At 44.7% G+C, this 16,740-nt stretch carries 15 protein-coding genes; 9 read left to right on the top strand and 6 right to left on the bottom strand.

What is annotated here, in order from left to right:
- Positions 1–7: 7 nt before the first annotated feature.
- Positions 8–766, top strand: a complete 759-nt coding sequence (locus ACHUFI_RS09430; RefSeq protein ID WP_394248467.1) for an SDR family oxidoreductase — start codon at positions 8–10, stop codon at positions 764–766.
- A gap of 317 nt (positions 767–1,083) precedes the next feature.
- On the opposite strand, the gene ACHUFI_RS09435 is transcribed toward ACHUFI_RS09430, so the two are convergent.
- The gene (locus ACHUFI_RS09435; RefSeq protein WP_394248469.1) at positions 1,084–2,286 is read right to left on the bottom strand and encodes a linear amide C-N hydrolase; all 1,203 of its coding nucleotides are present in this window, start codon (positions 2,284–2,286) and stop codon (positions 1,084–1,086) included.
- 156 nt (positions 2,287–2,442) lie between these two features.
- Here ACHUFI_RS09435 and ACHUFI_RS09440 point away from each other — a divergent pair, with 156 nt between their 5' ends.
- Entirely contained in the window at positions 2,443–3,471 is a 1,029-nt protein-coding gene (locus tag ACHUFI_RS09440; protein WP_394248471.1) for a GGDEF domain-containing protein, read from the top strand.
- Between the two features lie 90 nt (positions 3,472–3,561).
- On the opposite strand, the gene ACHUFI_RS09445 is transcribed toward ACHUFI_RS09440, so the two are convergent.
- Positions 3,562–5,235, bottom strand: a complete 1,674-nt coding sequence (locus tag ACHUFI_RS09445) for an amidohydrolase (protein ID WP_394248473.1) — start codon at positions 5,233–5,235, stop codon at positions 3,562–3,564.
- 306 nt (positions 5,236–5,541) lie between these two features.
- Here ACHUFI_RS09445 and yghU point away from each other — a divergent pair, with 306 nt between their 5' ends.
- The 4 genes from yghU (at position 5,542) to ACHUFI_RS09465 (ending at position 8,277) form a co-directional block, all read left to right on the top strand.
- Positions 5,542–6,399 (top strand): glutathione-dependent disulfide-bond oxidoreductase, encoded by an 858-nt coding sequence (gene yghU, locus ACHUFI_RS09450; protein ID WP_394248475.1) that lies wholly within the window; start codon positions 5,542–5,544, stop codon positions 6,397–6,399.
- A 220-nt stretch (positions 6,400–6,619) separates the two neighbouring features.
- On the top strand, positions 6,620–7,105 hold the full coding sequence (locus ACHUFI_RS09455; RefSeq protein WP_394248477.1) for a MazG-related protein: 486 nt from the start codon (positions 6,620–6,622) through the stop codon (positions 7,103–7,105).
- Positions 7,106–7,150: 45 nt separating this feature from the next.
- Complete coding sequence (locus tag ACHUFI_RS09460; protein ID WP_394248479.1) at positions 7,151–7,765, top strand: class I SAM-dependent methyltransferase; 615 nt, start codon at positions 7,151–7,153, stop codon at positions 7,763–7,765.
- A gap of 68 nt (positions 7,766–7,833) precedes the next feature.
- Positions 7,834–8,277, top strand: a complete 444-nt coding sequence (locus ACHUFI_RS09465; protein ID WP_394248481.1) for a hypothetical protein — start codon at positions 7,834–7,836, stop codon at positions 8,275–8,277.
- Positions 8,278–8,363: 86 nt separating this feature from the next.
- Here the strand turns inward: ACHUFI_RS09465 and ACHUFI_RS09470 are convergent, their stop codons facing one another.
- The gene (locus ACHUFI_RS09470; protein WP_394248483.1) at positions 8,364–8,939 is read right to left on the bottom strand and encodes a DJ-1/PfpI family protein; all 576 of its coding nucleotides are present in this window, start codon (positions 8,937–8,939) and stop codon (positions 8,364–8,366) included.
- Positions 8,936–9,589 carry a glutathione S-transferase N-terminal domain-containing protein gene (locus ACHUFI_RS09475; protein ID WP_394248485.1) on the bottom strand — a complete coding sequence of 218 codons (654 nt, stop codon included), beginning with the start codon at positions 9,587–9,589 and terminating at the stop codon, positions 8,936–8,938. The genes ACHUFI_RS09470 and ACHUFI_RS09475 overlap by 4 nt, the downstream gene beginning before the upstream one ends.
- Before the next feature lie 122 nt (positions 9,590–9,711).
- Here ACHUFI_RS09475 and ACHUFI_RS09480 point away from each other — a divergent pair, with 122 nt between their 5' ends.
- Complete coding sequence (locus tag ACHUFI_RS09480; protein WP_394248487.1) at positions 9,712–10,659, top strand: helix-turn-helix domain-containing protein; 948 nt, start codon at positions 9,712–9,714, stop codon at positions 10,657–10,659.
- 76 nt (positions 10,660–10,735) lie between these two features.
- Here ACHUFI_RS09480 and ACHUFI_RS09485 read toward each other — a convergent pair whose 3' ends face one another.
- Both ACHUFI_RS09485 and ACHUFI_RS09490 read right to left on the bottom strand, forming a co-directional pair.
- Complete coding sequence (locus ACHUFI_RS09485; protein WP_394248489.1) at positions 10,736–12,568, bottom strand: M4 family metallopeptidase; 1,833 nt, start codon at positions 12,566–12,568, stop codon at positions 10,736–10,738.
- Positions 12,569–12,894: 326 nt separating this feature from the next.
- The gene (locus tag ACHUFI_RS09490) at positions 12,895–14,565 is read right to left on the bottom strand and encodes an electron transfer flavoprotein-ubiquinone oxidoreductase (protein ID WP_394248491.1); all 1,671 of its coding nucleotides are present in this window, start codon (positions 14,563–14,565) and stop codon (positions 12,895–12,897) included.
- A 222-nt stretch (positions 14,566–14,787) separates the two neighbouring features.
- Here ACHUFI_RS09490 and ACHUFI_RS09495 point away from each other — a divergent pair, with 222 nt between their 5' ends.
- Both ACHUFI_RS09495 and ACHUFI_RS09500 read left to right on the top strand, forming a co-directional pair.
- Complete coding sequence (locus ACHUFI_RS09495; protein WP_394248493.1) at positions 14,788–15,543, top strand: electron transfer flavoprotein subunit beta/FixA family protein; 756 nt, start codon at positions 14,788–14,790, stop codon at positions 15,541–15,543.
- Positions 15,544–15,582: 39 nt separating this feature from the next.
- Positions 15,583–16,545, top strand: a complete 963-nt coding sequence (locus ACHUFI_RS09500) for an electron transfer flavoprotein subunit alpha/FixB family protein (RefSeq protein WP_394248495.1) — start codon at positions 15,583–15,585, stop codon at positions 16,543–16,545.
- The last annotated feature ends 195 nt before the right edge of the window (positions 16,546–16,740 follow it).

Genomic DNA, 16,740 nt, shown 5'->3' on the forward strand with positions numbered 1-16,740 from the left:
TAGAGGTATGAACCTTAAAGAAAGCGTGATTGCGATAACAGGGTCGGGTCAGGGCTTAGGGCAAATGATGGCAATTACACTGGCGCAATCCGGAGCCGAATTAGCGCTGTTGGATGTGAATGAAGAAGCGCTACGTGAGACTCAAGCTCAGTGTCATATGTTAGGGACTAAGGCGCTCATTTATAAAGTGGATGTAACCAATGAGGCCGAAGTCGAGCAAGTATTCTCAGGCATAGTAGAAGATTTTGGACAACTGGATGGATTGATTAACAACGCTGGAATCTTGCGTGATGGATTACTGGTAAAAGCGAAAGATGGTGAAATAAGCAAGATGTCGCTCGAGCAATTCAATGCGGTGATTGATGTAAACCTGACGGGCACTTTTTTGTGTGGACGAGAAGCGGCCGCTAAAATGATCCAGACAGAACGCAAAGGGGTCATCATTAACATCTCAAGTGTCGCGAGAGCCGGCAATATGGGGCAATCGAATTATTCGGCATCAAAGGCCGCGGTTGCATCGTTGGCGACATGCTGGGCGAAAGAATTGGCTCGTTATGGGATTCGAGCGGCAGCGATTGCTCCTGGAATCGTACAAACTGCTATGGCTGCAAGCCTAAAACCGGAAGCCATTGAAAGATTAAATAAGATGGTGCCAGTAGGCCGAATTGGGGAAACGAGTGAAATCGCTCATGCGGCTAAATACATCTTCGAGAACGATTATTTCACCGGAAGAGTGTTAGAAGTTGATGGCGGAATGAGGATGTAGCAAGCATGTTCTCTAGTAGCGAGTATGTTGATAGCAAGTCGTACGCAACTGTTTTGCCATACTACTCGGCGTCTAGCTAACTTCTATAAAGACAGTTTAAGGCTGCAGATCATAGAGGCACCAATTGAACTGAATAATGTGCCTTTTTATATGATGTGGCATAAATCAGACAGTGATTCTGCCCGCCACCAGTGGTTACGAGAGAGGGTTAGGTTAGCGGTGAGAAGCCTTTAGCCAAAAAGCAGAACTGACTAAGCCAGCTCTGATGGGAAGTGATTCGTCAATATACAAATCAAATTATAGAGGCGAATTAAGTGCTAACTTGACCACAAATTCATCGAGCAGGGTTCTAGGTGTTGGCTGAGTTCTCCGTAGTTTGGTACAGGAGTTGTCGTTTGAGAACTGTCATCCGAATTGGCATCAATCAGTTTCACGCGCTGAGTTGTTGATGTGTTCGTGTCAAACTCTAGCCATTGGTGACCGAGTGTATTGGCGTTAATGAAGTGGTAGCAAAGATTACGGTGGTCATTCACACTCGTCCACAGGGTATTTGCTGACGGGATAGCGTCTTCCGAGGGATGTCGCTCAAGGTGCACACCTAGTGGAGTTGCACAGCTAGCCATCAATGAGCGAGTCTGCGCTAACACTTCATCAGTATCAGATTTGGGTTTAGCAAATAAATAAAAGTAGTTAGCACGAGCAAATCGTTGATGGGTTGCTGTACCTCCTGGTACATCGTAAACAGATAATCCGGCAAAGTGTTGAGGATCTTGCCACTTTTTAAGCCAAGGCTGTAAGAGCAACTGCTGCACCTCGAATCGAGGAGTTACCGTGGCCACATGATAATCTGGGCTTTCATTCACGATGAACTTACCACACCTCAATTCAATGATGGCAGAGTTTCCCGAAGAGTCGGACAAAGTGAGGTGGAGTTTAACTTTGTGTCCATCATTCTTTCCGTCGGGTACTTCACCGCTTTTGATGAACAAATTGTCTGGATTTGAACGGAAATAGTCGGCTGCACTTCTTACAGAATCAAACTTGTCGAGCACAAATTGAACCCAACGATTAGAACTGAGCAACGACGATCCTTCTGGTGCTTTCAATGTGTCATTGAAAGCTTGCATGTCGGTTTTGATGATATCGATGACGTCTTTGGGCGTAGAATCACTTTCAGTCAGCAGGCGACTTGCATCTTCAAAATGCGCGAGTAAATCTTCTAATCCGTTTACCACTAAGCCTTTTTCATTGATGCCATCAATGGTCGCAAAGTTTTGATTACCATTAGTAGTTGCCAGGGATGTCTTAGCGTCATCAACTAGGTAAGTACAGATGCTAGCGTAAGTTGCATTCCAGGTGATCGCTTCCTCATTTGAATCAGAGGGTAAGTCGAACCCTATGCGAAGCGCCTTGCTTGCGGGTTGGTGATACAAATAAGTGGTCAGAGGGTTATGCCAGTCGAAATTACGGCCTGTCATGGGAGTGTTGATATTTAAGCTATTGAATATGCGTGTACACATGATATGTAAATTCCTTTTGTCTCACAAATATTTAACAATTAATTGATAATTACCACTGTAAAATTTCTCAAGCAAGAGAAAGCTGCTAAAGTGATTATAAATTTGGTAGGGATATCTATCGTTTAGCTACCGACTAGGTCTTGTGGAGAGGCGTTGATGAGTTGTGAAATTTTAGATTCGACGGATCGAATCAGAGCAACGGTTCTTAGTGCCGTGAGCTTTTTCTTTATGTTTATCGTATCAATGTTGGCGATATTCAACGTGGTTTACCATTCGCAGTATCTGTTCGCTGCACTTGAAATGCTGTTTGCATTGTTTTCTTTGTATGTATTTGTTCAATGCCGCCGAAATCGTTATTCGGTGAGAGTGGCTTATTGGTATTTGTTGTGTATCGCTTCTTTGATCTTGCTAGGAACCGCGTTATTGCCAATTACCGATATTCTGTTTTTGTGGGGGCTGTTTTACCCTACGATTACCTATCTATTGCTAGGCAAGCGGTTGGGGTTTCAAATGAGCCTTATCGTCTTTGTATTATTAGTTTCTGCAACGTGTTATCAGGTTTTGTTCTCTGGTGGTTTGCCGCTAGAGCCTGTACTTGTCAATCTGGTGACTTGCTTTCTCGGTATCTGGTGCGTGAGTCATTATTTCGAACTTAGCCGAGCTCAAGGGCATGAGTCATTGGCGAAATTGGCACTCACCGACTCATTAACCGGCTGTAATAATCGATTGGCGTTTAATCGGACATTTAATGACTATCGTGATGATTTTTTGCTGATGATCGATATCGATAACTTCAAATCAATAAACGACGAATATGGTCATGATGTGGGCGACCAAGCACTGAAGATGATCAGTGAACGGCTAAAAAATGAAGCGGCGAATCATAGAATTTTCAGGATCGGTGGCGAAGAGTTTTGCGTGTGGTTGACTGCATCAAACATGGATGATGCGCTCGGTAAAGCCAATGACTTACGCAGCCGGATAACTCAGTTCCCGCTAAATGCAGGCGGTGAAAAAGTGCATTTGTCGTTTAGCGGTGGTTTGGTTAAGAACCGCTTAGGTTTGACCGAAGATGAAGTGCTAAAACGTGCCGACACTTTGATGTATCAAGCGAAAGAGCAAGGGAAAGATCGAGTATTGCAATGCTCTGATTCAACAGACATACCGTCAGCATTAGCGGTCTAGTTACGCAGAAAATTAAGCCAACCGCTTGGGTGTCTCTCAGTCATTATGCCTTTCGAGTAAGAGCGCGGGTTACCCTGCGCTCTTACTGTACTATTTCGTTGCGTTGAACACGATATCACCTTGTAACACCGTCATTATCGTTTGCGCGTGAGGAATATCTTCCACTCGCAACTGAGTAATGTCTTTATCCAATATCGCAAAGTCTGCAGATTTTCCGACTTCGATAGAACCTGTGATGTTTTGGATGCCAAGGCTATAGGCTGCATTTATGGTGTAGGCATCGATAGACGATTCGATGTCGGGCAGGCCAGTTTTTCCCATAATGAGGCTATTGGCGATACCAACGAGAGGATTAATGTCGTGAACATTCCAGTCGCTGCTCAGAGTGACATTCGCCTCGGTATCAAAGATCACTTTCAGATTCATCATAGCCTTTGCACGCTTTGCTCCCACAAAGGCTTCTGCCCATTGGTGTTCATGATAGGCAACGTAATCTGAACCGACTTGAAAGTCAGCCGTTACATTAAGCGACTCAAAACGTTTGATATCTGCTCGGCTGACTAACTCGACGTGCGTTAATGTGTACGGTTTTTTAACTCCGTTTTTTCTTAGCCCCTCTATTGCATCAAGAGATTCGCGTACTGCGCCATCACCAATGGCGTGGATATGAGCGCTGTAGCCAAGCTTATTCAGTGCAGTTAACCAGTTTTCCATTTGTTCCGGTGGGATGTAGTTGATGCCATAGGGGGTATCGGGGATGTAGGTGGTTAGGTAAGGGGCGAGCGTCTTCGCAGTGCCGTTCACGAAGATGCCATCACTATACATTTTCACTTGATCGACAATAAGAAGTTCGGAATTATCCCGAGTATGAATTTTTTCTAAATACCTAAGTTGTGGTTCCATAGCGTCGGTAGGGTATATCCACGGGCGAAGCGACACTCGAGCGGTTAACTCTTCCAGCTTCTCAGCTTCTTGCCACACTTCGTACCAACCGCGCTTCCAGTATAGGCGGCCATCACCAATCGTAGTGATGCCGTGTTTAGCCGCTTGTTCAAGGCCGATCATTAATCCGTCGTAGCTGGCGTTGAATTTATCTTTGGTGCTATTCCATGCCATTTCCATTAATAGATCGCCGGCATTGTCCAACAAAATCCCGTTAAGTTCACCGGTCTCAGCGTCTTTGAGTATTCTTCCCCCTTGGGGTTCTGGTGTGTTCTTTGTGATGCCCGCTTGCTCAAGAGCAACAGAGTTGACCCACATAGAATGAGAGGTTTGCTCCATGATGATCACGGGTTGCTCTGGAAAAACAGCGTCTATCACTTCTAGTGGCGTGGAGCGGTTATTTTCATCAAGTAGCGCTTCGATTGTGAAACCGTATCCCATGACCCACTGGTTGCTGCTTCCGCTTTGGCGGCATGCCTTTAAATATGGAATCTGATCATCAAGGGACGCCCCCAAATTCAGTTCGCAATTGCCACCCACTTCTGATGCGGCTTCGAATACGTGATTATGGTTGTCGATGAACCCTGGAAGTAGGAATGCAGATTCTAAATCTACGAGTTGAGTTGACGCACCTTGAAACGGTTTTGCGTTACTTGAGCTACCAATGAATATGATTTTTCCATCGTTAACGGCGATGGTGTCTGCGTTGATGTGATTATAAATAGAAGCATTAGTGAAAATGACATCCGCACTTTGGTTGGCGAAAAGTGATGGGCTGATGAGCGTACTTGTGAGTAATGCAAGAGAATAAACAGGTTTCATTGAATAGTCCTTTATGCCCCTTATGGTTATGAGTATAGGGGGAGTCTTTTTGTTTTATAAAATTCTACCGCAGTGCATGGAAGCATGAGAAACAGTCGCTGTCAGAACTTATGGTTAGAACACACTTAGGTCAATGTGCGTGCATACACTTATATCGACTTATCGGTTGTTCATAACCAAAGGTTCTAATGAAAGCTTGTTACTCGGGTTTTAACTGACAGATATGCCCCGATATTCAATAAGGTAAGTCGATTAAGGAAAGCGATTTTCTAACCGATAACCACCGCATAAAAATAAGGAAACAAGATGGCAAACGAATACACACCACCTGCAGTTTGGACCATGGATAACGAAAATGGCGGAGAATGGGCGAGTATCAATAGACCGGATTCTGGAGCTAGGCATCAAAAAGAATTACCGGTTGGATCTCATCCTTTACAGTTACACTCGCTTGCAACACCGAATGGCCAAAAAGTGACGATCATGCTTGAAGAGTTATTGGCTCTAGGCGTTAAAGAGGCAGAATACGACGCGTACTTGATCAACATAGGTGAAGGCGATCAGTTCTCTTCTGGCTTTGTTGATGTAAACCCTAACTCGAAAATCCCAGCTTTGGTCGACCGTTCAGGGGAAGAGCCTATTAACGTTTTTGAGTCGGGCGGCATTTTACTGTACTTAGCAGAAAAATTTGGGCACTTCTTGCCAACAGACTTAAAGGCTAAAACAGAAGTCATGAACTGGTTATTTTGGTTACAAGGTTCGGCTCCATATTTAGGAGGAGGTTTTGGCCATTTTTACGCGTATGCACCAGAAAAATTCGAGTACCCAATTAACCGCTTTACTATGGAAGCAAAGCGCCAACTCGATGTGTTAGATAAGCAACTTGCTAACAATAAATTTATTGCAGGCGATGAATACAGCATTGCGGATATCGCCATTTGGCCATGGTATGGCAATTTGGTTCTTGGTGCCGTCTATAACGCCGCTGAGTTTTTAGATGTCGATAGTTATGTGAACCTTAAACGTTGGGCTGAAGATATTTCGCAAAGAGAGGCAGTCCAGAGAGGCAGAGTAGTCAACCGTTCTTGGGGTGAAGAATGGGAGCAAGTTCCTGAGCGTCATTCGGCTGAAGACATTGATAAAGTATTGAAGCTGCGTCCTTAATTTGAAAGGTATGGCTATTGGTTAAAGCCGTAGACTGATGAACGAAAGAGTTGGATTTATCCAACTCTTTTTTATCGCGCCTTTCAACATGCGTTGTGAGTGAAAATGCGCAATCCAATCATTATGAATACTTACTCGTGGCATTTGATTGATTTTAATGGCACTTTATCTGACAGCGTTGAAGTTGTTTAATTTCATAACCTAGAAAGGAGATTTGAAGATGGGTAGCCAAAAGAACGATAAAGTGTTTCTAGCCTTAGAGTGGATTCAACAGATTCTGGAGTCCCATCAAGTCCCTTATCAAATCGTGGGTGGTTTAGCTGTGAGGATGCACGGTGGAAGCCGAGAAGTCGCGGATATTGACCTTTATATTCCCAAAACGGAAGTTAACAAAATTTGGTCCGAGGTTAGCGGCTTTATCTCAAAGCCTTTGAAACACTATGTGGAAGAGGGCTGGGATTTGGAGTATTTCCAACTCATCTATCAATCTCAAAAGATCGAGATTGGCCTATCCCCGGGCAGTAAAATTTATAGTAGTGCGACTGAGGAATGGGTTGAGTTAAGTATTGATTATAGTTGCTCAGTGCATCGCCAATACGCCAACCTTACACTTCCAACTATGCCAACCAACGCGTTGATTGAATATAAGCGCGTTCTGGGACGAGAGGTCGACCTGATTGATATAAGTGACCTAACTAGAGCCTGAACTTAGGGATACCCTCAATCGAAATCATAGAAAAAGAAGGTTTATATGTCTGAACATGCGGAGATTTGGCGTCAATACTATGAAAAGTCACTGACGCGAAAACACAATCCCAGAACAGAATTCGCGGTAAAGCTGAATGATTCGAATATTAGTATTGCGGTTGATTGCGGCTGCGGGACCGGGGCCGACATCGCCTATTTAGCACAAGCTGGCTATCAAGTGATTGGGTTCGACCTTAATCAAGATTCGGTTGAAATTTGCCAAGCACGTTTTGCATGTAATTCGCTGGTGGATATTGAGTGTGCGTCCTTTGATAATTTTACTTTTCCGCGTTCTGGAGTGATCACAGCGAACTCTAGTTTGTTTTTCGCAACCCCGAAAACTTTTCATCAAATGTGGAAAAGGCTCACTGACAGCCTAGAAATTGGCGGGGTTTTCGCAGGTGATTTTATGGGAGTGAAAGATACCTGGGCGCAGGGATATAGGAGTGACATTACCCCGTTTACAGAAGCTCAAGTATTGGCATTGTTTTCGGAGTTTGACGTTGTTCGTTTTAGAGAGCTAGACGAAGATGGAATGACAGCGATTGGAAAGGAGAAGCACTGGCATGTATTTTCGGTCGTCGCCATTAAGCGCACACCCTCAAAAACTGAGCGTTAATCAGCGGTTGGTAAATATGAATGCTTACAGCTATCTTAAAACTATGTTCATTATTAAAGGATTAGCTAATGAAAAAATCATTCACCATGGCGGCGGTTTCGTGCCTGCTTTTTATTTCGGGAATGACGATGGCAGAAAAACCTGCATGGGCGGGTAAAGGTAAGCCAGATCTCGAACAAGTTAAGTCTCATGCTGAAGCGAAAAAGCTAGAAAGTGATATTGAAGAGCGCTCAGATGAACTGGACGCTTTGATCGAAGATAAGAAGAAGCAGGCGAAAAAAAAGAAAGGAAAGAAAGACAAATCCAAATTAAATGAGGAACTGGAATCGTTAGAAAAAGAGAAGCGAGATCTGGAAGAAAGTAAAAAAGCGTTGGACGAAAAGCTAAAAGGCCTCGAAAAGCAGAAACAAAAGAAAGCGACTCAAGAGCGAAAAGAGTCAGGTAAAGGTTCCGAAACCGGACAAGAACAGCGAGATGAAAATAGCAAAAAATGGTGGAAATTCTGGGAGTAGGGCGCTAGCTAGGCGAGTTTTAGGCCAAAACAATCAAATTTAGCTCTGCCCACGAACTGCTGGAAAGCATGTTCCGTGGGCAATGGTTACTTCTTGTTCCAACGGTATTCCATCTGTGTTGCTGTTAGGTTGGCGATATCTTCCGAAGCCAATTCTGATACCAGATACAAACTCATATCGATACCCGCAGAAATGCCCCCAGAGGTCACGACACTACCATCTTTTATCCAACGCCTTTCAGCCTCAACGGTGAGTTTTGGGTAGTTCTTTTGTAGTTCTGGAATATCTTCCCAATGCGTTGTGACCGTAAGTCCATCCAGTATTCCTGTTTCTGCGAGAATAAAGGCACCTGTACAAACTGATGCTGTCAGTTGTACGAGGTGTGTTTGCTGCTGAACCCAATTTATAACGCTTGTATTTGTGATTTCCTGATTATGAAGCCCGCCAACAATAATCACTACGTCAAGATCTGGGTGCGTGTTAATGCAGAAATGCGGGATAACTTGGAAGCCGCCTCGTGCGGTGATTGGAGCGAGTGTTTCTCCAATAAGAGACACATTCCAATGTTTCTCGGATAGTCGCTTTGCGGTGCTGAACACCTCGAACGGGCCAGAAAAATCCAGAACTTCTGCGTCATCATAAATATAGATACCTATGTTCATAGCTGTTCCTCTCGCCATAGCGCTGCTTGTTGGAGCGCTTGTTGTAGGAGCGGCCAGTTCAATAGGCTTTGTTGGTATTCACCGGCTTGCTCTGAAAATTGAATGCCATAGTGGTCAATCCTGTAAGCTAAAATGGCATAGAAGGCGTCAACCATACTCGCGTTATCAAACATGAACTTTCCCTTTGCTGAACCAAAAATACTTTCGACGCGCTTGAGTTCTTGTTTCAGCTCGTCAGTCACTAAGGTGACGGAGTTAACTTTATCTAACGTAAATGGGCATTGGCTTCTAATGTGCATAAAGCCGGAGTGCATTTCAGCACACAAGCTGCGAGCAAGCGTTCTTTGATCCAAAGAGTCTGGAAAGAGACGTTGTGCACTTACTTCATTCAAATATTCACAAATCGCAAAAGAATCGTGAATCACCCCATTAGGCGTCAATAATGCGGGAACTAAGCCGGTAGGGGAGTACTGAAGTATGTCTTTCTTATAATTTTCCTTAGCTAAATCAATGATGTGTACAGATACTGATATTTCCGCCAAATGAGCGCAAATCCAAGCACGTAGTGACCACGTTGAATCAGTACCGACGACTAATGTGAAAGTATCTTCCTCAGCGGAATGTGCGCTTAAGGCGTTGTTTTGAGCCATAACAGATCCTTGTTTGTTTGATGAAAATCTATTGTGATGTCTTGATGGTTATTTGACCATTGGCGCAAAGGTCAATATTCGATAATATCGAGCCAGTTAGTGGTCAAAGATAAGGAATTCAGATGACTAAAGTCGCCATTTTAGCGCACCGTCATGTGGCGCTGTTTGAGCTTGCATGTGCTGCAGAACTGTTTGCGCTACCCCGACCAGAATTTTCCAACTGGTATCATGCTGAAGTCGTCAACCTAGAAGATTGTGCCATGGAATGTACTGGAAACGTCACGCTTCAGTCTCGATATACCGAATCGCTGCAAGATTATGACTTACTTGTTATTCCTAGTTGGCCGACAGACGATTACCCGGTTCCACATTTGATTCGAGAGCAGATTGAACAATTTGCCCAATCGGATAAACGAGTCATATCCTTTTGTTCAGGCGCTTTTTTATTAGCGGAGTTGGGCTTACTTGATGGCAGAAAAGCCACTACTCACTGGCGTTATGAAAAGGAATTTCGACAAAGATTTCCTCATGTAGAGTATGAGCCAAATGTCTTGTATGTATTTGATGGAAAAATAGGTTGTTCTGCTGGAAGTGCCGCAGGCCTAGATTTAGGCCTGGCGGTGATACGAGGTGATTATGGGTATCAGATAGCCAACCAAGTGGCTAAGCGTTTGGTTATCTCAGCGCATCGTTCGGGAGGTCAATCCCAGTTCGTAGAATCGCCAATTTTGGAAGTCCCGAACCAGTTCTCTGATGCGTTGGAATGGGCGCAAAAGAACCTAACTCAAGCGATTCAAATTGATGAGTTGGCCTGCAAAGCCAATATGTCGAGAAGGACATTTGATAGAAAGTTTCGGGCGAGCTTTAACTTATCTCCCAAGGAATGGTTGATTAGACAGCGCATCGAACGAGCGAAAGGGCTACTCGAAACTCGCTCTCATCATATGGAGCAATTGGCTTCTATGGCAGGGTTTGATAACGCGATCACCATGCGTCATCATTTTCGCAGACTTGTCGGTGTTTCCCCCAAGCGTTATCGCCAGCAGTTTAGTGTGGGTAACAGTGAATAAAGCCCAACCAAAGGAAGGTTAGGCTTTGAGTGATGCTTATTGGAAAGCAATCACGGGAGAAAATGGTGCTCGAAGTCTAGTCTAACGTTAACGTCACGCCAGAGTAGGCAGTATAGCCTTTTAACATCACATGATAGGTGGTGCTTGGTTGAGCATAAACCGAGCACTGCTCGTTATTGCCACTGACATAGGGACGACAATCCCATGAGCTGGTTGATGGCTTGCTGCCAGCCTTGACATACAAGTCCGCATCACCAGAGCCTGATGAAATCGATACCTTCACATTGGACGCTGATGCGACGGTAAACGTATAGAAATCTTCAGTATCTCTGTTGCCACTCAGTCCGATAATTGGTGTCCCTTTTTGCAGCACGTTTCCATCGGTTGGCGGTGTTCCCTCACAAGATGCATCGACACCAACGCTAGCAAACGCGTCGACAACATCATCTAGGTTGTAATTGAGATCGGCTGCAGCTTTCGCTACACCACAAGCTCCCGCATCAAAGGTACTGTTTGCCGTCCAATACAGTTGGTTAGCGACGGTAAAGATCTCGAACCCTTTACGCACCGTCCAATTCGGCTTGTTCGCCAATAAGTAATACGCGCGGTTATACACTCCACTGGAGTAGTGAACGTTTAAGCCATCGCTGTACTGAGATGCGTGATCGATAGAGCGTCCGTCACGAGAAGGTTGGGCAAAGTAACGCAGCCCTCCAGAGGCTTTCATGATGTCACTACCGACGATCCAATCGACGCTACCTTTCATATAAAACTCGGCCGCTTCACCTGCGATATCAGAGAACGCTTCATTCATGCCTCCGGACATGTTGGCATAAACGAGCCCTGAGTTTTGCTCAGTAAAACCGTGACTCACTTCGTGAGCGCTGACATTAATGTCGACCAATGGGTAGAAGGTATTTAAGCCATCACCAAAGGTCATCGAAGAGCCATTCCAAAAGGCATTTTCGTAGTTAGAACTGTAGTGAACACGCATCTCAAGTTGGAATGAGAGAGGAGAAGTATTCATCCAATCTTGATACATATCGAAAACTACTTTACCGAAGTAATGGGCATCATTAAGTGGCGAGTAGGCACCATTTATCGTTTTGTGATCGTTGTAATTGCTGGCGTCCGAACAGGTATAGCTAAAAGGGGTATTGCCTGACGTTCCATGGTTTAGATTGACGGTTTTCACGGAACTGGTGTTCATCGTACACGTGGTGCCGGACTTCTCGACTTCAAAACTTGGATAGTCACTGCCGTACTGGTACAAGCCTGTTTTTGCGTTACCGCCAGGTCCGGTACCATGCTCAATCGCGTGGTTTAAGCCATCCCAAGTTTGGAGAACTTCTCCGGTATTGGCATCAATGAAAAAGAAAGGGCGTTGAGGATGATCGGAAGCGACAAAGAAATCGACAAGGTACACCACTTGCGCTTGCTGATTTTCATCTAAACGGACCATTAGCTCTGCTTGCTCGTTCTCAACATCCGGTGCGACAAAGGTTGCTCCGTGCTGCTGGAAGTGAGCGTCTTTAGCGAGGGTAATGGCCTGTTTGAGGTCAATGTCAGCAGACAGGGTCACAATGTCGTCGGCAATACCTTGTGCCATTTCACCATACACTTCACTGACCCCATGCTCTGACTGCGTTGCAACGACAGAGGTGTTGAACACTGGCAAACCACCGTGGGTCTGCTGGTAACGTGTTTTTACTTTTCCATTGGGTAACTTGACTGTCTTAACCGCTTTAAAGCCCGTTTGATTCAGTACCACCGAGTTTGACTGAGCGTTAAGCCCCTGATTTAACAACTCACTGTCTGTTACTGTGACCATTTGTGCCGCTGATAATGGTAATGCAGTAGCAAAGCCTGCGAGTAAAACCAAAGCATTTTGACGTTGATATTTTTTCATTTCTCAATCCTAGAGATGGTTAACTTTATTATGCACAATCACGCGTTATGGATTGTGTTGGTTGCGAATTGTTCGCATTTTAAAACTAGGATGGGTTGATAAAAAGTGCGAATCGGTGGTGAATTTAAGCTTTCTCTAATGTTAATAAAGGTTTGCATTCTATAAAATAATGAAGATCGGGGGATGAGACGGTAAAAATTTTGTATATTTAATATCAATAGCTTGCCGTGAACTGATAATTCTATGTGCTACAAAGCGTACATAAAATTATCAATGGGTTATTGATTCAACCCTTAATAATGGAAGAGGGTTGTTAGTGGTATTTGTTACATATTTTGATAACTTGGCCCACCACTTCCTTCGGGTGGCTGCCAGTCTATGTTTTGAGAGGGATCTTTTATGTCACACGTTTTGCAATGAAGGCAATTCGCGGCGTTGATTTGTAGTTGAACTGAGCCATTGACGTTGACGATCTCATAGACCCCAGCAGGGCAATAGCGTTGGCTAGGTTCGTCGAATTGTTTTAAGTGAGTTGAGATCGGCAAGTCTGGGTCTATAAGCTTTAAATGACAGGGTTGGTTTTCTTCGTGTTGAGTTCCAGACAAGTAAAGGGAAGAAGGTTTATCAAAGCTAAGCTCTCCGTCAGGCTTATCATAATGAATCGGTTTTGATTGAGAAGAGGGCTTGAGAGCTAGGTGATCAGCGGTTGAGTCGATGACCGTCCAAGGTACTGGTTGGTCGAACAGTCTCGGCCAAAGGTTATGTTCAAATGTCGCTAAAGCTCCGCCCGCTAAACTACCGAACTTGTGTATTCCGGCCCCAAAATTTCTTGTAGAACTAAGTTCTTCATAGAGCCAAGAAGATTCGAAATAAGCATGATAATCGGCTTCAGGCTGAGGTGTGCTTGATTGTAGCTGTTCGAATATGGCTTGGGCTGCAATCATGCCTGATTTCATTGCGGTATGGCTGCCTTTTATTTTCGCGACATTTAACGTTCCGGCGTCACAACCGATAAGCAAGCCACCACTGAATTGCTGACAAGGCAAGGATGATAACCCGCCTTTGGTAATCGCTCTTGCCCCGTAGGATAACCTTTGCCCGCCAGTCAGCATGTCACTGACCACAGGGTGATGTTTAAAACGCTGGAACTCTTCATAAGGGCTGAGGTAAGCATTGCTATAATTGAGGTCGGTAATGAGCCCCACAGCGACTTGGTTATTCTCCATGCAATAAAGAAAACCTCCTCCGGTGGTTGAGGACTCGTTCAGCGGCCAGCCTGCCATATGTAGGACCTTCCCCGGTTGGTGAGAAGAGGTTTCCGGTAGTTCCCAAATTTCTTTCAAGCCTAGTGCATAGTGCTGGGGTGACTTGCCTTCATCCAGTGAGAACCGATTGAGTAACTCTTTACCTAAATGGCCTCGGGAGCCTTCTGCGAATACGGTGTATTTAGCGTTTAACTCAATCCCCGCCTCAAAACTCGCTTTTTGCTCCCCTTGTTTATCTAAACCCATGTCGGATGTATTGATTCCGGTAACCCGGCCCGAATCATCATAATTGATGCTTGCGGCTGCAAAACCCGGAAACACTTCTACCCCGAGAGATTCAGCTTGTTGAGCTAACCATCGACATAGGTTCGCAAGGCTGATGACATACGTTTGATTAGAATTACGCATGGGATTTGGTGTCAGAAAATGAGGTACTTTTACATGATTTTGGCGAGTGGTGAGGTAAAGAAATTGATCGTCTGTGATAGGGGTATTAAGTGGAGCATCCATTGTTTTCCAATCAGGAAAAAGCTCATCTAATGCGGTTGTCTCAAATAGCGCCCCAGAAATAATATGTGCGCCGACTTCAGCCCCTTTTTCTACTACGCAAATCGAAATTGCTTGTTCAGGCTCTGCCGCTTGATTTAGTAATGCCAGTTGGCACGCAGCCGCTAAGCCCGATGGCCCAGCTCCAACAATGACAACATCAAACTCCATGCATTCTCTGTCCATATTGCGTACCTGCCTTCCCATGACTGATATAAGTGTAAATATAGTCCAGTTGACGTAAACGTAAACTTTACTAAGCTCAGAAGTAGGTGAGTTATGACATCGCGTTTGTTTCAGTTTGTCAGTTCAATCGGCTGAAATTCAAAATGAAAAGCAATGAAATAACGATAAAAATCAGCCCATTAAGGCTTGCACGAAAGCATCCAAATTTAAAAGGAAGGCGTTGTGAAAGTATTAGTAGCGATTAAACGAGTGATTGACCCTTACGTAAAGATCAGGGTGAAAAGTGATGGGTCAGGCGTTGAGACGAACAACGTCAAAATGACCATGAACCCATTTTGTGAAATAGCAGTGGAAGAAGCGGTTAGGCTAAAAGAAGCAGGACACGCCGAAGAAGTGGTAGTGGTGTCCTTGGGAGATAAATCCTGCCAAGAGCAACTACGTACCGCCTTAGCGCTTGGTGCCGACCGCGCTATTCATGTTGATACTGTTTCCTCTCTAGAGCCTTTATCTGTAGCGAAAGTCTTGCAGGCCATTGTGAATAATGAAGCCCCTCAAATTATTTTGCTCGGCAAACAATCTATTGATACTGACAACAATCAAGTCGCGCAAATGCTTGGCGCGTTAACGCAATATCCACAGGGCACCTTCGCGTCTCAAATTACTGTTCACGACGATAAGACTGTCACCGTGACTCGGGAAATCGATGGGGGTTTGGAAACTCTGAAACTGACAATTCCTTCCATTATTAGTACGGATTTACGGCTGAATGAGCCTAGGTATGCCTCTTTACCAAACATCATGAAAGCCAAGCGGAAGCCATTAGAAGTGATAACGGCTGATTCGCTAGGCGTCGATTTGGTACAGCATCAAGAAGTACTTGAGGTGATGCCACCACCAGAAAGGCAAGCAGGGGTGATGGTGGACAATGTCGCCCAGCTAGTGGATAAGCTAAAAAATGAAGCAAAGGTTATTGAGTAATCATCAATACCGATTACACCCTCTATAAGGAGTGCTCTTATGGGTAGCTCAACACTGTCAACATTGGTTCTGGTTGAACATGATAATAGCGCGCTAGGTACAGATACACTTCGAACATTACGAGCGGCGCATGATCTTCATCAAGATGGAACCTCGCTTGATATTACGGCTTTGGTCATTGGTTATCAGTGTCAATCTGTTGTGGATACACTGCGTCAAATCGGTTCAGTAAAGAGTGTGCTGCTTATCGATTCAGAATCTTGTCAGCAAGTACTTGCGGAAAATTACGCTGAGTTGACGGCAACCATCGCGAAAGATTTCTCACATGTATTAGCTCCGGCAACCACCTTTGGCAAAAACGTGATGCCTAGAGTCGCCGCTCTGCTTGGAGTGGGGCAGTTGTCGGATGTCAGCCAGATTGAATCACTGGAAGTGGTAGTTCGGCCTATCTACGCAGGGAATGCATTGGCTAGAGTGAAGTCAAACGACGCGATCAAAGTGATGACCATTCGGAGTGCTTCATTTGATGCGGTGGAGATTGGGGAAGAGCGCAGCATAGAGGTTCAGCATTTGGATCAAGGTATTTCCTCAACCAGTTCGACTTTTATCTCCCAAGAAAAAGTGGAAAGTGAACGTCCTGAATTGCCGGCAGCTCGAGTTGTTATTTCTGGCGGTCGCGGCCTCGGCAGTAAAGAGAATTTTGCTTTAGTGGAGCAGCTCGCTGATAAATTAGGTGCGGCGATAGGCGCATCGCGTGCAGCGGTAGACGCTGGTTTTGTGTCGAATGATCTGCAAGTCGGGCAGACAGGTAAGATTGTGGCTCCAGAGTTATACATCGCCGTTGGGATTTCAGGCGCAATTCAACATCTTGCGGGTATGAAAGACTCTAAAGTGATTGTTGCGATCAATAGTGATCCTGAAGCGCCAATTTTTCAAATCGCAGATTATGGAATAGTCGGGGATTTGTTTGACATTATGCCAGAGTTTATTCGCTCGGTATGACGTGTAGATCTCATTGCGATACCCTAAGCACAACCTTGTCAGGTACTTTTTTGAATAGCCTATATTGGTATTAAACGTACCAAAAATTCGGTGTGACTGAGTGTTGGATTTTAAGCAGAGTGAGGTTGTTTCTATTGAAACGACATTGAATTCACCTGCTTTTTACAAAGAGCTTACAAGCCACAATTTAATCAA

This window comes from Vibrio profundi, assembly GCF_043642225.1.
In the GTDB taxonomy this organism is placed as follows: Bacteria; Pseudomonadota; Gammaproteobacteria; order Enterobacterales; family Vibrionaceae; genus Vibrio; species Vibrio profundi_A.

Bases quoted from the DNA above. Each gene is read 5' to 3' on its own strand.
- ACHUFI_RS09490 (WP_394248491.1), bottom strand. From the start codon at position 14,565: ATGGACAGAGAATGCATGGAGTTTGATGTTGTCATTGTTGGAGCTGGG.
- ACHUFI_RS09480 (WP_394248487.1), top strand. From the start codon at position 9,712: ATGACTAAAGTCGCCATTTTAGCGCACCGTCATGTGGCGCTGTTTGAG.
- ACHUFI_RS09440 (WP_394248471.1), top strand. From the start codon at position 2,443: ATGAGTTGTGAAATTTTAGATTCGACGGATCGAATCAGAGCAACGGTT.
- ACHUFI_RS09470 (WP_394248483.1), bottom strand. From the start codon at position 8,939: ATGAACATAGGTATCTATATTTATGATGACGCAGAAGTTCTGGATTTT.
- ACHUFI_RS09445 (WP_394248473.1), bottom strand. From the start codon at position 5,235: ATGAAACCTGTTTATTCTCTTGCATTACTCACAAGTACGCTCATCAGC.
- ACHUFI_RS09465 (WP_394248481.1), top strand. From the start codon at position 7,834: ATGAAAAAATCATTCACCATGGCGGCGGTTTCGTGCCTGCTTTTTATT.
- ACHUFI_RS09460 (WP_394248479.1), top strand. From the start codon at position 7,151: ATGTCTGAACATGCGGAGATTTGGCGTCAATACTATGAAAAGTCACTG.
- ACHUFI_RS09430 (WP_394248467.1), top strand. From the start codon at position 8: ATGAACCTTAAAGAAAGCGTGATTGCGATAACAGGGTCGGGTCAGGGC.
- ACHUFI_RS09455 (WP_394248477.1), top strand. From the start codon at position 6,620: ATGGGTAGCCAAAAGAACGATAAAGTGTTTCTAGCCTTAGAGTGGATT.
- ACHUFI_RS09435 (WP_394248469.1), bottom strand. From the start codon at position 2,286: ATGTGTACACGCATATTCAATAGCTTAAATATCAACACTCCCATGACA.
- ACHUFI_RS09475 (WP_394248485.1), bottom strand. From the start codon at position 9,589: ATGGCTCAAAACAACGCCTTAAGCGCACATTCCGCTGAGGAAGATACT.
- yghU (WP_394248475.1), top strand. From the start codon at position 5,542: ATGGCAAACGAATACACACCACCTGCAGTTTGGACCATGGATAACGAA.
- ACHUFI_RS09485 (WP_394248489.1), bottom strand. From the start codon at position 12,568: ATGAAAAAATATCAACGTCAAAATGCTTTGGTTTTACTCGCAGGCTTT.
- ACHUFI_RS09500 (WP_394248495.1), top strand. From the start codon at position 15,583: ATGGGTAGCTCAACACTGTCAACATTGGTTCTGGTTGAACATGATAAT.